General features: G+C 70.2%; 13 protein-coding genes and 2 pseudogenes. 9 read left to right on the forward strand and 6 right to left on the reverse strand.

The window, feature by feature from the left end; translation table 11 throughout:
- Positions 1-53 precede the first annotated feature (53 nt).
- Positions 54-776: a carbonic anhydrase gene (locus tag OHU89_RS44250; RefSeq protein WP_405651170.1), complete on the reverse strand. Its 723-nt coding sequence runs from the start codon at positions 774-776 to the stop codon at positions 54-56.
- Positions 777-1,298: 522 nt separating this feature from the next.
- Here OHU89_RS44250 and OHU89_RS44255 point away from each other — a divergent pair.
- The 3 genes from OHU89_RS44255 (at position 1,299) to OHU89_RS44265 (ending at position 3,986) form a co-directional block, all read left to right on the forward strand.
- Positions 1,299-1,643, forward strand: a complete 345-nt coding sequence (locus OHU89_RS44255; protein WP_405651172.1) for a DUF485 domain-containing protein — start codon at positions 1,299-1,301, stop codon at positions 1,641-1,643.
- Positions 1,637-3,235: a cation acetate symporter gene (locus OHU89_RS44260; RefSeq protein WP_405651174.1), complete on the forward strand. Its 1,599-nt coding sequence runs from the start codon at positions 1,637-1,639 to the stop codon at positions 3,233-3,235. Before OHU89_RS44255 ends, OHU89_RS44260 begins: the two co-directional genes overlap by 7 nt.
- A 91-nt stretch (positions 3,236-3,326) precedes the next feature.
- The gene (locus OHU89_RS44265; protein ID WP_405651176.1) at positions 3,327-3,986 is read left to right on the forward strand and encodes a YceI family protein; all 660 of its coding nucleotides are present in this window, start codon (positions 3,327-3,329) and stop codon (positions 3,984-3,986) included.
- 130 nt (positions 3,987-4,116) lie between these two features.
- On the opposite strand, the gene OHU89_RS44270 is transcribed toward OHU89_RS44265, so the two are convergent.
- Positions 4,117-6,402: an FdhF/YdeP family oxidoreductase gene (locus OHU89_RS44270; RefSeq protein WP_405651178.1), complete on the reverse strand. Its 2,286-nt coding sequence runs from the start codon at positions 6,400-6,402 to the stop codon at positions 4,117-4,119.
- Positions 6,403-6,559: 157 nt separating this feature from the next.
- On the opposite strand from OHU89_RS44270, the gene OHU89_RS44275 reads away from it, so the two are divergent.
- The 3 genes from OHU89_RS44275 to OHU89_RS44285 all read left to right on the forward strand — a co-directional run bounded on the left by OHU89_RS44275 (position 6,560) and on the right by OHU89_RS44285 (position 8,189).
- A complete protein-coding gene (locus tag OHU89_RS44275) occupies positions 6,560-7,474 on the forward strand; it encodes a LysR family transcriptional regulator (RefSeq protein ID WP_405651180.1) in 915 nt (304 codons plus the stop codon).
- Positions 7,475-7,599: 125 nt separating this feature from the next.
- On the forward strand, positions 7,600-7,749 hold the full coding sequence (locus tag OHU89_RS44280) for a hypothetical protein (RefSeq protein WP_405651182.1): 150 nt from the start codon (positions 7,600-7,602) through the stop codon (positions 7,747-7,749).
- 2 nt (positions 7,750-7,751) lie between these two features.
- Positions 7,752-8,189, forward strand: coding sequence for a creatininase family protein (locus OHU89_RS44285; RefSeq protein WP_405651184.1), 438 nt, complete (start codon positions 7,752-7,754; stop codon positions 8,187-8,189).
- Positions 8,190-8,654: 465 nt separating this feature from the next.
- On the opposite strand, the gene OHU89_RS44290 is transcribed toward OHU89_RS44285, so the two are convergent.
- Positions 8,655-9,575, reverse strand: a complete 921-nt coding sequence (locus tag OHU89_RS44290) for a LacI family DNA-binding transcriptional regulator (protein WP_405651186.1) — start codon at positions 9,573-9,575, stop codon at positions 8,655-8,657.
- 21 nt (positions 9,576-9,596) lie between these two features.
- On the opposite strand from OHU89_RS44290, the pseudogene OHU89_RS44295 reads away from it, so the two are divergent.
- Positions 9,597-10,049, forward strand: a pseudogene (locus tag OHU89_RS44295) (alpha-L-rhamnosidase C-terminal domain-containing protein); the annotation flags it as partial.
- On the opposite strand, the gene OHU89_RS44300 reads toward OHU89_RS44295, so the two are convergent.
- Positions 10,014-10,916 carry a helix-turn-helix domain-containing protein gene (locus OHU89_RS44300; RefSeq protein WP_405651188.1) on the reverse strand — a complete coding sequence of 301 codons (903 nt, stop codon included), beginning with the start codon at positions 10,914-10,916 and terminating at the stop codon, positions 10,014-10,016. The pseudogene OHU89_RS44295 and the gene OHU89_RS44300 sit on opposite strands and share 36 nt — an antisense overlap.
- A 13-nt stretch (positions 10,917-10,929) precedes the next feature.
- Between OHU89_RS44300 and OHU89_RS44305 the strand changes: the two are divergent.
- Positions 10,930-11,583 (forward strand): annotated as a pseudogene (locus OHU89_RS44305) (sensor histidine kinase); the annotation flags it as partial.
- Positions 11,580-12,257, forward strand: a complete 678-nt coding sequence (locus tag OHU89_RS44310) for a response regulator (protein WP_405651190.1) — start codon at positions 11,580-11,582, stop codon at positions 12,255-12,257. The pseudogene OHU89_RS44305 and the gene OHU89_RS44310, both read left to right, overlap by 4 nt.
- A gap of 7 nt (positions 12,258-12,264) precedes the next feature.
- On the opposite strand, the gene OHU89_RS44315 is transcribed toward OHU89_RS44310, so the two are convergent.
- On the reverse strand, positions 12,265-12,519 hold the full coding sequence (locus OHU89_RS44315; RefSeq protein WP_405651192.1) for an EF-hand domain-containing protein: 255 nt from the start codon (positions 12,517-12,519) through the stop codon (positions 12,265-12,267).
- Positions 12,520-12,548: 29 nt separating this feature from the next.
- Positions 12,549-13,484 (reverse strand): NAD(P)-dependent oxidoreductase, encoded by a 936-nt coding sequence (locus OHU89_RS44320; RefSeq protein ID WP_405651194.1) that lies wholly within the window; start codon positions 13,482-13,484, stop codon positions 12,549-12,551.
- Positions 13,485-13,553: the final 69 nt, after the last annotated feature.

Consider the following 13,553-nt stretch of genomic DNA (forward strand, 5'->3'; position numbering starts at 1 on the left):
ACGAAGACGGGGGCGCCGCCGGTGAGTTCACCGGCGGCGCCCCCGTCTCCGATTCAGGAGATGCGGTGCACGAGCTGGGTCGTGAGCTCGTACCGGGCCCCTACGACGGCCAGTTCACCGGCGGCCACCTTCGCGGCGAGGTCGGGCTCCTCGGCGATGCGGGAGCGGACGGCCCGGACGTTGGCGTCGATGGTCGCGTCGACGCGGGCGTCGCCGTCCTTGGTGCGGTCTATGTTCGGTCGTATCTGGTCGGCCAGGTACTGGATGTGGGCCGGCAGCTGCGCACCGGAGATGTCGGTCTCGACGGCGGCCTTCACGGCGCCGCAGGACTGGTGCCCCAGGACCAGCACCAGCGGTATGTCGAGTTCGAGGACTCCGTACGCGACACTGCCGAGCACGGCCTCGTCCAGCACCTCACCGCCGCTGCGCACCGTCATCAGATCGCCGAGGCCCTGGTCGAAGACGAGCTCCGGGGGCACCCGGGAGTCGATGCACCCGAGAACGAGGGCGAAGGGATGCTGACCCGTCGCCAGGGCCTGACGGACGGCGGGTGATTCGTCGGGGTGCCGCTCGCGGTAGGTGCGCCAGCGCAGATTGCCCGCCGCCAGTTCCCGCAGCGCCTGGTCGGGAGTGCCGGGTCGAGGACGCGTGCCGGGGGTGGCCGAGGCGGGGGTCGCGCCGAGCGTGAGGCCGGCGCCGAGAGCCGCGGCACCGGTGAGCCCGGCGCGCAGGAGTGCGCGGCGCCCGGCTCTGTGGGGAGTGTCTTGAGAGTTCACGGCGACGAACGTATGACCGAGTCCGGCACCGGTCCGTCGCGTTGCCAAACCATGGCGAAGCGCGGGGAAAGCGTGACGTGATCTTGGGTGGATCTTGGTCTTCCCTGGTGCCGTCCTTGGTGCGGCGGCCTCGGCAACTGCCTTGCTGTGCGCTGCATTTGAGACAACCTGGCTCGAGAGAAGGTTCAGACCTGATCCCTGGAGAGCCCTTTCCGCAGGCTGCGCGGGAGTCGTCGCGGACGCCGGAGCGTGTGAATGAGTCAGGGCGGGAATCGGCCTTGTTCGTCCCGTTGATAGTTCAACGTGGGCGCTGCGAGAATCCCCGTCCCGACCCCGTTGTGGCAATTCGCATCACGCGAATTTCTGATTCACAAATCCCCCACGAAGTCCGCACAGAGCGTGGCTCTGGCCTGCCTCCGCGCAAAGCAGCGAAGAAGGTGCATTGTGTCACGGCACTCCATGCCGTTCGGCGCGCCGCCGCCGTACTCCGAAACCCCCCACGAATCCACGGAGCGGTCATCGGTGGCGCACGATCCCGCCTACCGGACACTCCGCCGCGCCCACCGGCAGTTCGGAGTGCGGGCCACGGCCGGCGCCGTCGGCGGATTCCTGATGTACGTCCTGCTGTCCAGCTTCGTTCCCGCACTGATGAACCGCACCCTCGGCGGCCAGCTCACCCTGGGACTTACCCTGGGGCTCGGGCAGTTCGTGCTGATGGGCGTCATCGTGTGGCGCTACCTCGTGCACCACCGCACCCACGTCACACCCGTCGTCCGAGGTCTGCGCAGACTCGCCCGCCACCAGGAGGCCGCAGCGCGGGCGCGAGTGGGCGCCGCTCCCCGTGAGGGGGACCACCGCCGATGGTGACGACCGGCGCCGCGGTCGTGGACCGCTTCAGCCTGCAACTGACGCTCGTGCTCTTCCTGTCCGTGGTCGTGGTCACCCTCTTCACCGCGTTGCTGACCGCACCGCAGGGCGACGAGATCAGCGAGTTCTACCTCGGCAACCGCATGATGTCGCCGCTGCGCAACGGGCTGGCCATGTGCGGCGACTACCTGTCGGCCGCGACCCTGCTGGGCAGCACCGGGCTGGTCGCCCTGACCGGCTACGACGGACTGCTGTATCTGTGCGGCACCGCCGTCGCCTGGATGATGGTCCTGCTGCTCATCGCCGAACCCCTGCGCAACGCCGGCAGGTTCACCCTGGGCGACACCCTGGCGTACCGCCTGCCCCGCATGCAGCGACCGGTACGCCTCGCCCTGGCCGTCTGCACCCTCGCCATCGCCACCCTCTATCTGGTCGCCCAACTCGTCGGCAGCGTCGCGCTGCTGACCCAGTTCACCGGCGAGCCCAGCGCCACCACCCGCACCCTGTGCGTGGTCGTCATCGGCACCATCGTCATCGTGTACGCCGCCATCGGCGGCATGCCCGGCGCCACGTTCATCCAGGTCGTCAAGGCCGTGATGCTGATCTGCGGGGTCACCGTGACCGCCGTGATGGTGCTGCATCGCTTCGACTGGAACTTCGACGCCCTGCTGGCCGCCGCCGCGGACAACAGCGGTCAGGGCCAACGGTTCCTCGAACCCGGGCTGCGCTACGGCGGCAGCACCACCAGCAAACTGGACTTCTTCAGCCTCCAGTTGGCCATCGTGCTCGGCCTCGCCGCGCTTCCGCACGTGATGATGCGGCTCCTCGCCCCGAAGCAGGTCAGCGTTCTGCGCTCCTCGGTGGTGTGGGCCATGGGCCTGGTCAGCCTCGTCTGTCTGGCCGCGGGCATCCTCGGCCTGGGCGCCACCGCCATCGTGGGGCGCGACACCATCGCGCAGACCGACCGCAAGGGCGACGCAGCCGTCCTGCTGCTGGCCCAGGACCTCGGCGGCGGCATCCTGACCGCCCTGCTGTCCTGTCTGGCCTTCGTCACCCTCCTCGCCGTCGCCGCGGGCCTCACCCTGGCCGCGGCCTCCTCCCTCGCCCACGACCTCTACGGCGAGGTGATCCGCAAGGGCCGGGCGAAGGAGACCGAGGAACTGGCCGTGGCCCGTCTCGCGGCGGCCGTCATCGGTGTCCTCGGCATGCTGCTCGCGCTGATCTCCTGGGGCGCGAACACGGCGACACTGGCGTTCCTCGCCTTCGCGATCGCCGCCTCGGCCCTCTTGCCGACACTCGTCTACACCCTGTTCTGGCGGCGGTTCACGGCTCAGGGCGCCCTGCTCAGCCTCTGCGGCGGGCTGTTGAGCTCCGTCCTGCTCGTGGTCTTCTCGCCGGTGGTTTCCTCCACTCCCTCCTCGCTCTACCCGTCCGCCGATTTCGCCCTGTTTCCCCTGCAGAATCCCGGCATTGTCTCCATTCCGGCCGGATTCCTCCTCGGTTGGCTGGGCTCGGTGTTGAGCAGTCCGCAATCGCCCGAAAGCTACGAGGACTTCGAGGTCCGCACCCTCGTCGGAGCGGACCAGGAGTGAACTCGACGATGGCATGGGGAATTTGTGGAGCTTTTGTTCATCGTTGATCAGGGCTTGCGGCGACAACTCCCGTACAGTAACTAGGTGAATCATGAAATTGTTCAGCCGTGACACTTCGTTCCGCCGCACGGAGCGCACCGTCACGCCCCAGCCCCCCACCATGTCAACGGCTGCCGGCACCGCGCTCCTCCCGGACCCGGCGCTGGCGCCCCTGACCGGCGAATGGGTCATCGACCCCGCCCACAGCAGGATCGGCTTCTCCGTACGGCACGCGATGGTGACCACGGTCCGCGGAGCCTTCCCGGAGTACCAGAGCCGCCTGTACTTCGACGGCCGCGATCCATCCCGCTCACAGGCGGAGATCGTGCTGTCGACCGGCAGCGTCGACACCGGCGTGGAACAGCGCGACGCCCACCTCGTGGGCCGTGACTTCCTCGACGCCCGGAACCACCCGCGCATGCGCTTCGCGAGCACCGCCGTGGAGATGGTTGGCAACGATGTCTACCGCATGACCGGCGACCTCACCATCAAGGCCACCACCCGCCCCGTGGGCCTGGAGCTCACCTACATAGGCCATGTCACCGACCCCTTCGGCTACCAGCGGGCCGGTTTCGACGGCACCACCACCATCAACCGCTCCGAATGGGGCCTGAACTACAACTCCAAACTGGCCGAGGGCGGCGCCATGGTGAGCGAGAAGGTCCGCCTCCAGTTCGACATCGCGGCGATCCGCACCGCGCCTGTCGGCTGACCCGCCCCGGCTCAGCGGGGGTCGTGACCAGTACGCGCCCGCGGCCCCCGGCGTCGACACGGTCGTGGGAAGTCGTCGCTGCCGATCAGACGGAGGGTGACGTTGTCGAACAGCCGTGGCCAGAACGGGACTACCGCTGTTCCAGCCGGACGATCACGCTCTTCGACGTCGGCGTGTTGCTGATGTCCGCGACGCTGTCGAGCGGCACCAGCACATTGGTCTCCGGGTAGTACGCGGCGGCCGAACCCTGGGGAGTGGGGTAGGCGACGACACGGAAGGCGTCCGCGCGGCGCTCCGAGCCGTCGGACCAGACGCTGACCAGATCGACGAGACTGCCGTCCGGGATGTCGAGGTCGGCGAGGTCGGCGGAGTTCACGAGGACGACGCGGCGGCCGCCCTTGATGCCCCGGTAGCGGTCGTCCATCGCGTAGGGAATGGTGTTCCACTGGTCGTGCGAGCGCAGGGTCTGCAGGATCAGATGGCCCTTCGGGGCCCGGAGCATCGTGAAGTCGTTGACACTGAAGACGGCCTTCCCGCTGGGCGTCCGGAACACCTTGTCGTTGACCGGGTTGGGCAGCCGGAAACCGCCGGGGCGCCGTACCCGCTCGTCGAAGTCCTCGAAGCCTTCGACGACTCGGGAGATGCGGTCGCGGACGAGGCCGTAGTCGGCCTCGAAGTCCTCCCAGGGGATCTCCGGTGCGGAGCCCAGGACCTTGCGGGCGAGGCGGCTGATGATGGAGACCTCGCTCAGCAGCCGCGCGGACGCGGGGGCGAGCCGGCCGCGGGTGGCGTGGACTTCGCTCATGGAGTCCTCGACCGTCATGAACTGCTCCCCGCCCGCCTGGACGTCCCGGTCGCTGCGGCCGAGCGTCGGCAGGATGAGCGCCGTGCGTCCGCACACCGTGTGGGAGCGGTTGAGCTTCGTCGAGATGTGCGCGGTCAGACGGCAGTTGCGCATGGCGCGCTCGGTGACGTCGCTGTCGGGCGTGGCCCGCACGAAGTTGCCCGCGACACCGAGGAAGACCTTGGCCCGTCCGTCGAGCATGGCCCGGATGGAGTCGACGGAGTCCAGACCGTGCGCCGTAGGCGCGGTGAAGCGGAACTCGTCGCCCAGCCGGTCCAGGAACGACTGGGGCATGCGCTCCCAGATGCCCATCGTGCGGTCGCCCTGCACGTTGCTGTGCCCGCGGACCGGGCACACCCCCGCGCCCGGGCGGCCGATGTTGCCGCGCAGCAGAAGGAAGTTGACGACCTCCCTGATGGTGGGCACACCGTGCTTGTGCTGCGTCAGGCCCATGGCCCAGCAGACGATGACGCCACGGCTCTCCAGGACCCGTGCGTGCACCTGCTCGATCTCGTCCTGGCTCAGCCCCGTGGCCTCCAGGACCTCGTCCCACGACGTCGTGGCGCGCAGATGCTCGGCGAAGGCCTCGTAGCCGGTGGTGTGCGCCTCGATGAACTCCCGGTCCAGGACGGTGCCCGGCTCCTTGTCCTCGGCCTCGATCAGCATCAGGTTCAGCGCCTGGAAGAGGGCCAGGTCGCCACCGGGCCGGATCTGCAGGAACTGGTCGGCAATGGCCGTGCCCCGGCCGACGATGCCGCGCGCCTTCTGGGGGTTCTTGAAGCGCATGAGCCCGGCCTCGGGCAGCGGATTGACGGCGACGACACTGCCACCGCGGCGCTTGGTCTCCTCCAGCGCGGACAGCATCCGCGGATGGTTGGTGCCGGGGTTCTGTCCTACGACGAAGACGAGGTCGGCGTTGTACAGGTCGTCGAGCGTGACGCTGCCCTTGCCGATGCCCAGGGTCTCGTTCAGCGCTGAGCCGCTGGACTCGTGGCACATGTTGGAGCAGTCCGGCAGGTTGTTGGTGCCGAAGGCCCGGGCGAACAGCTGGAGCAGGAACGCCGGCTCGTTGGCCAGCCGTCCGGAGGTGTAGAACAGCGCCTCGTCCGGGTGGTCCAGGGCGCGCAGCTCGTGGGCGAGCAGTTCCAGTGCCTCGTCCCAGCCGATGGGCGCGTAGTGGTCCGTGCCCTCGCGCAGCACCATCGGCTCGGTCAGCCGCCCCTGCTGGTTGAGCCAGTAGTCCGACTTACGGCTCAGCTCGTCGACGGAGTACTGCTGGAAGAACTCGGGGGTCACCCGCCGGGACGTGGCCTCGTCACTGATGTGCTTGGCGCCGTTCTCGCAGTACTCGTTGAGGTGCCGCTTGCCCGGCGCGGGCTCCGGCCAGGCACAGCCGGGGCAGTCGATGCCCTTGGCCTGGTTGATGGTGAGCAGGGTGAGCGCGGTGCGTTTCGGCGAGGTCTGGCCCAGCGCGTACTGCAGGGCGTGCACGACTCCTGGAGTGCCCGCGGCCCAGGTCTTGGGAGCCGTCACCGACAGCTCGCTCTCATCCGGTTCGCCGATGTCCCGCATCGAGCACCACGCCCTCTCGCCAGCTGTTCGCCCCTCACTCTTCGTCAGCACATCGGTCCAGGTCAAAGCGGTAGTTGTTATCGCGTGATAGGCCGCACCGATCACACCGGCACAGCCGTGGGCCCCGGATCCACCGCGCGCGGTGGATCATTGAGGGGTGCTGCTCCGACAACTCGAGTACCTCGTCGCCCTCGCCCGGGTCCGCCACTTCGCCAAGGCGGCGCAGGCCTGCTATGTCTCCCAGCCGGCCCTGTCCGAGGGCATCCGGAAGCTGGAGGAGGAGCTCGGCATCCCTCTGGTCCAGCGGGGACGCCGGTTCGACGGGCTCACCCCGGAGGGCGAGCGGGTCGTCCTGTGGGCCCAGCGGATCCTCGCCGACCGGGACGCCATGGAGAACGAGATCCAGGCACTGCGGGCCGGACTCAGCGGCCGTCTGCGGATCGGGACCGTGCCCACGGCCTCCACGGCTGTGGGGCTGCTGACCCAGCCGTTCTGCGCGGCCAACCCGCTGGCGACCGTCCAGGTCTTCGCCGACCTGCGGGCCGAGGACATCGTGAACCGGCTTCGCGCATACGAACTCGACGCCGCCGTGACCTACCAGAGCTCGGTTGCGGACCACGACTTCAAGTTCGTCCCGCTGTACCGGGAACGCCACGTCCTTCTGACCCAGCGGTCCGCCCCCGACACCGGCCCCGTGGACATCTCCTGGGAGGAGGCGGCCCAGTACCCCCTGTGCCTGCTGGACCCGATGATGCAGGGCCGCCAGATCCTCGACGCGGTATTCGCGACCGTCGGCGTCTCCGTCACCCCGCGCGTGGAGACCGACTCGATCGCCTCCCTGTTCGCCCAGGTCAGGGCCGGACAATGGGCGAGCATCGTCCCGTACGCCTGGCTCCATGTCTTCGGCGTCCCCGCAGGGATGCACGCCGTCCCGCTGGTCCGACCCGTCCGCTCCGAGCAGATCGGCCTGGTGCTCCCGGCCCGCGAGCCCGTCTCCGTGATCGGACAGGCGCTGATGGACGTGGTGGAGCGGTCCGGGATCTCGGCGGCGCTGGAGCGGCTGCCCGAGTAGACGGCGGGGCGGGCCGGTCTGCTTCGCTCGGTCGCCGGAGGGGGCGAGCTGGGCATCTCCTCGCGCCTGCTGCGGTACGAACGGTTCCGGATCGTGCGGCGAACGGACAGGCCGGTGTCGAGAACGTGCTGGACATCCTGCGCGGCGGGCTGGACTCGGCCGTGCTGGGCCTCGGGCACTCCTCCGTCCACGAGTTGGGACCCGGGGACCTGGTCATGCCTCCCGGCTTTCCGCTGACCCTGGGCGGCGGGGAACACCTCGCCACGGTCGGCTGAACATGGCTGAGCGTGGCGCCCTGGGTGACAGCGTCTGGCCGGCCGTGCCGACCGGCGCGCTCGTGCTGGTCCCGGTCGGCTCCACCGAACAACACGGCCCGCACCTGCCGTTCGACACCGACACCACGGTCGCCCACGCCGTCGCACGCCGGACGGCCGACCTCCTCCCCGGTCCGCCTCTGGTGGCGCCGCCGCTCGCCTACGGCGCGAGCGGCGAACACGCGGACTTCCCGGGGACCGTCTCGATGGGACACGAGGCGTTGCGCGCGGTGCTGGTGGAGCTGACGCGCTCCTTGTCCCTGTGGGCGGGCAGAGTCCTCTTCGCCAACGGCCACGGCGTCGCCCGCCGCCTCGACGACCCTGCCTACGGCGCCGGCGTGTGGTTCTCCGCCCTCAAGGGCCGCTCCACCGCCGCGCTGCGCCCCCGCGTCACGCGCTGAGGCCGACCCAGTCCCGGTCAGCGGAAAGCACGCAGCGGGCGCCGGTTCCACCCCCCGACACTGGGGCCGTCCGGCCGCCGGCGACGTGCGGCCCGTGCGAGGGATCAGTCACCAGGAGGTGTGCGGAGTGACGCATGAAGTGGTCGGCCGTGTCGAGGAGTTGGGTGTTGAACTGGCCGGGCTCGCCGACGAGAACGAGTCACTCGGCAAGCTGAGCGACCGGACCGTCGAACCGCTCCGGTCCGCAGGGGTCATACGGCTGCCGCAACCCAAGGAGTCCGGTGGATTCGGCGCTCACCCCGGGACCTCTCACCCGGCGTCATGGACAGGCAGAATGCGGCCCAGCACGCGTCGACGCAGAGGCTGATCGACGCCACGCCGCTGGGCCACACCGGCAGTCGGAGGACGGAGAGTTCCGGTTCGGTCGAAAGGTGAACCCCACCTGCACGGTGGGGCGTTGACGCCCTACTCCACCAGCCGCGCCGTGGACCGCCGCGCCACGAGCGTGGGGGACAGGATGACCTGGGCCGAGCGGCGGCCGCGGTCGGTGATCCGTTCCAGGAGGAGACGGACGGCGTTTCTGCCCAGCTCGTGGCCGGCCTGGTCGACGCTGGTGAGGGAGATCGGGCCGAACGCGGCGAACATGGTGTTGTCGTAGCCGGCCACCGAGAGGTCGCCGGGCACGGACAGTCCGGCCTCGGCGACCGCCTCCAGCACACCCATGGCCACGATGTCCGCACCGGCGAAGATGGCCGTGGGCCGGACCGGACGGGCCAGCAGTTCCTGCGCGCCCCGGTAGCCGCCCTCCTGGGTGTAGCTGGTGGAGATGACGTCGATCCACTCCTCCAGCCCCTGGTCCCGCATCGCCTGGCGATAGCCGTCCGCGCGCCGGGCGTTGGGCATCTCGGTGAGGCGTGTCGGGTCGGTCTCGTGATGTTCGATGTGGGCGATCCGGCGATGCCCGAGAGCGGCGAAGTGGGCGACGATCAGGGCCGCGCCCTCGACGTCGTCGTCGGCCACGGTGTCGTACGCCGGAGAGGATCCGTGCCGGCCCACGACGACGGTCGGCACCGCGGTGCCGACGCGCTCCAGATGGTCACGTGAGGACACCGGTGCGACCAGGATGATGCCGTCCATGCCGCGGTCGATCACCGCCTCGGTGACGCGGGCCTCCGCCTTCTCCCCGTTGCATCCCGGACCCAGGAACACCTGGTACTCGGTGTCCTCCAGCGAGGCGGTGATGCCGTCGAGGATCTCGGGGAAGAACGGGTTGCGGATGTCGGGCAGCATCACGCCGATCGTGTAGGTCTGCCCGCGCAGGCCCCGGGCGCCCGCATGGGGGCGATAGCCCAGCTCGTCGATCGCGCGGCGCACCTTCGCGCGCATCTCGGGGCTCGCCCCGTAGGGAACTCCTACTCCGAGGAGGACGGGTTCGGCCCGGTCGGCATGAACTCGTTCAACCACTACGCCTACGGCGCGATCATGGAGTGGATGTACGCCTACATGGCCGGCATCGCCCGCGACCCCGACAGCCCCGGGTTCAAGCGCTTCCTGCTCCAGCCCCACATCGATCCGACGGGCCGGATCACACGGGTGTCGGGGGCGTACGAGTCCCCGTACGGCGAGATCAGAAGCGAGTGGAGCGTCGACGACGAGGGACGGACGCTGGTCTACGACGCGGTCGTGCCCGCCAACAGCGAGGCGACCCTGCGCCTGCCGGCCGCGTCCGCCGACGCGGTCCATGAGGGGCGGACTCCGTTGGCGCGAGTGGCGGGCGTGCGGTTCCTCGGCCACGCGGACGGGGTGGCCTCGTACCGACTGCCGTCAGGGCGCTACCGGGTGACCTGCCGACTGCAGTGAACCTCGGGCCAGGTCCGTGCGGGGTGGGCGGATCTCGCCGGGTGTCCGGCCGTAGCGGTCGCGGAAGACCCGGGTGAAGTGGGCCTGGCTGGCGAAGCACCAACGGTGGGCGACTTCGGCGACCGTGAGATGCCGGGAGTCCGGGTCGGCGAGCTGCTCGTGTGCCTTCGCCAGCCGTCGGTCGAGGAGGTGACGGGCGGGACCGACGCCGGTCGGCCGGAAGAGGCGGCTGAGGTGCCGGGTGGACACCCCGATCGCCGCCGCGACCGCTTCCGCGCTCAGCCGGGGGTCGGACAGATGCCGGTCGATGTGATCCAGGGCCATGGCCAGCCGGGACGACGACGCGGGCAGGGCGTGATCGTCGCCCAGCCGGGGAGCCGCCAGAGTGCGCACGAGGTCCAGCACGGTGGCCTCGGCGTGCGCGGGATCGGTGTCCCCGCGCCCCGTGGCCCACTCGGCCAGCACCGACTCCAGCGCGGATACCGGGGTGAGACCTTGCCGGAAGAGCAGGGGTGCCGGTACGTCGCCCGGGACGCGCCGCTCGGCGAAAACGTCGCGGGGGATGTCCACCAGCGACTGGCGCATGGCGGTGGGGAAACCGAACAGGTACGAGCGGCGGGTGTCGTAGAGGACCAGGTCGCCGGCCCGGACGGTGAGACAGCCGCCCTCGTGGAAGAACACCGCCTGGCCGTCGGTCAGCAGACTGACGAAGACCGAGTCCTTCGGGAGGTCCCGACAGGTCCGCGGGGTGCGTTCGATGACGTGCTCGTTCCCGGTGATCTCGGCCAGCCGCAGGCCACCCAGCCGGAAGTTCGTCTGGGTGGCCAGCAGGCCGTTCTGGGAGTAGGACGAGCAGGTCAGGCCCACCAGCGCCTGCCGGCACGACGTGGTCGCCCACCACCTGACCCTGGCCGACGCCCAGGCCGGCACTGCGGCGCACCTCGCGCGCACGCACCCGGAGCAGGCCCTCGACATCATCGCGAAGCTGCCGGAGACCACCGCGGCCGCGCTGCGCGAACTCAAGGCCGCCGTAGGGCTGTTGCGCCAGGACAACGACGCCTCCGACCTGACTCCCGCGCCGGGACTGGACCGGCTGCCCGACCTGGTCGACGCCTGCTCGATGGTCGGCCTGGAGGTGACGGTCACCGTCGAGGGACAGCGGCGACCGCTGCCGTCCGTACTCGACCTGACGGCCTACCGGATCGTCCAGGAAGGGCTCACCAACGTCACCAAGCACGCCGCCACCCGCACCGCTCAGGTCCGACTCGCCTACACACCCCACTACTTGACCCTGACCGTCATCAACGACACCACCCCGGACCGCGCCGTGGCCCCCGCCACCGCCGGGGGCGGCTTCGGCCTGCTCGGTATGCGCGAGCGTGCGGCGGCCGCGGGCGGCACCTTCCACGCCGGCCGACGTCCGCACGGCGGCTTCGAGGTCGCCTGCACCCTGCCGCTCCACCACCACGGTGCCCCGCCGGACCCCCACGACGCCCCGCTGCCGCACAGCCACGACGAGAGCCCCGCCACATGACCATCCGTGTCCTGCTCGCCGACGACCAGGCCCTGCTCCGGGCCACCTTCCGCATCCTCATCGACTCGGTCGAGGACCTGACCGTGGTCGCGGAGGCCACCGACGGTCAGGAAGCCGTCGACCTCACCGCCGAGCACCGGCCCGACGTGGTCATCATGGACATCCGTATGCCGAACCTCGACGGGGTCGCGGCCGCCGCCGCCATCTGCTCCCGGCCCGAGCTGTCGGACACCCACATCCTCATCCTCACCACGTTCGAGAACGACGAGAACGTGGCCAAGGCCCTGCGCGCCGGAGCGAGCGGCTTCCTGGGCAAGGGGGCGCGCCCCGAGGAGCTGTTGTCGAGCATCCGTACCGTGGCGGCCGGTGACTCACTTCTGTCGCCCGCTGCCACCCGGGCCCTCGTCACCCGATTCCTGGCCACCCCCGACACCGACGGTTTCCTCGCCCTCCCCGACGCGGTCAAAGCCCTGACCGACCGCGAACGCGAGGTCACGGCCCTGGCCGCCTACGGCAGATCCAATGCCGAGATCGCCGAACGGCTCGTCCTGGGCCCGCTGACCGTACGCAGCCACATCCAGCGGGCCATGACCAAACTGAACGCCCGCGACCGCGCGCAACTCGTCGTCATCGCCTACCAGAGCGGTCTGGTGAAGCCGCACACGGCTTCGTAGGACGGGGTCAGCGCCAGCCGAACCGACGGTCCACCACGGCCGCGAACTCCTCCAGCGTCAGTACGGAGTCGCCGTTCTGGTCGGCGGCGTCGAACAGCGCGGAGGAGGCGTCGACGTCCCCCACGGCCCAGAGCGGCAGGGTCCCGGACGCGGCGAGCGTCGGGCCCTTCGACCGCAGGGCGATGATGACCTCCTGCCGGGTCAGGATCCCGTTCTGGTCGAGGTCGAGGGCTTCGAACAGGATCCGGGCCTTGTCACTCATGGGTCGTCCTCATTCGCTCCGGCGGAGAGTCAGGGCCCGCCCTCCACTCCCTCATCACAACGCTTCTGCCCGGCCCTCCGGTTCCACGGGGCATTCTGGGCGGTGCGAGTCTCGAGCGCGTGCACCACGGCCACCATGTCCTCACCGCCATGGCCCTGGTCGACCGTCTCGCCGAAGAGGGTGTGGCAGACGTCGAGGAGCGGGGAGGCGATGTCTGCCTTGCGGGCCGCCTCCGCGATCAGCAGGTTGTTCTTCAGCACGTCCGCGGCGGCCGCCTGGGCGGCGAAGTCGCGGGCCAGCAGCTTGGGTGCCTTCACGCGGGAGACGGCGCTGGCCATCGGGCCCGCGTCCAGGACGTCCCGGAGCAGACGCTGGTCGAGTCCGTGCCGGTCGGCGAAGTGGAACGCCTCGGTGAGCCCGGTGACCAGGGTGATCAGGAACAGGTTCACCGAGAACTTCATCAGCAGCGCGCCCGGTACCGCACCGCACTCGAACGTCTCCCGGCACACGGGTGCCAGCAGGGGACGTGCGGCCGCCACGGCGTCGTCGTCACCGGCCAGCATCCCGACCAGCTCGCCCTGCTCGGCCGGGGCGCGGGAACCGGACACCGGGGCCTCGACATAGCGGCCGCCCGCGGCCCGGACGTCGTCCTCCAGGCCGCTCGAGTAGTCGGCCGAGGTGGTGCCCATGTGGACCACGGTGTGCCCGGCGAGGCGCGCGGCGAAGCCCGGGGTGCCGCGTCCCAGGACCGCGTCCATGGCGGTCTCGTCGGCCAGCATGAGGATCACGGTCTCCGCCCGGTCGAAGACCTCGGCCGCGCTCGCCGCGACCTCCGCTCCCGCGGCGCGCAGGGGTGCGCAACGTCCGGGCGTGCGGTTCCAGACGACGAGCGGAGTCCCGGCGCGGACGAGGTTGAGCGCCATGGGCTGCCCCATGAGCCCGAGGCCGACGAAACCGACGGACACGATGCTCCGCCTTTCCCGGCCCACACCGAAGCCGAGCCGCCCTGAATCCTGTTATGACAGCGGTCATAG

The sequence above is a fragment of the Streptomyces sp. NBC_00019 genome (assembly GCF_045041015.1).
In the GTDB taxonomy this organism is placed as follows: Bacteria; Actinomycetota; Actinomycetes; order Streptomycetales; family Streptomycetaceae; genus Streptomyces.

Bases quoted from the DNA above. Each gene is read 5' to 3' on its own strand.
- OHU89_RS44260 (WP_405651174.1), top strand. From the start codon at position 1,637: ATGGTGACGACCGGCGCCGCGGTCGTGGACCGCTTCAGCCTGCAACTG.
- OHU89_RS44265 (WP_405651176.1), top strand. From the start codon at position 3,327: ATGAAATTGTTCAGCCGTGACACTTCGTTCCGCCGCACGGAGCGCACC.
- OHU89_RS44270 (WP_405651178.1), bottom strand. From the start codon at position 6,402: ATGCGGGACATCGGCGAACCGGATGAGAGCGAGCTGTCGGTGACGGCT.
- OHU89_RS44285 (WP_405651184.1), top strand. From the start codon at position 7,752: ATGGCTGAGCGTGGCGCCCTGGGTGACAGCGTCTGGCCGGCCGTGCCG.
- OHU89_RS44290 (WP_405651186.1), bottom strand. From the start codon at position 9,575: ATGCGCGCGAAGGTGCGCCGCGCGATCGACGAGCTGGGCTATCGCCCC.
- OHU89_RS44310 (WP_405651190.1), top strand. From the start codon at position 11,580: ATGACCATCCGTGTCCTGCTCGCCGACGACCAGGCCCTGCTCCGGGCC.
- OHU89_RS44315 (WP_405651192.1), bottom strand. From the start codon at position 12,519: ATGAGTGACAAGGCCCGGATCCTGTTCGAAGCCCTCGACCTCGACCAG.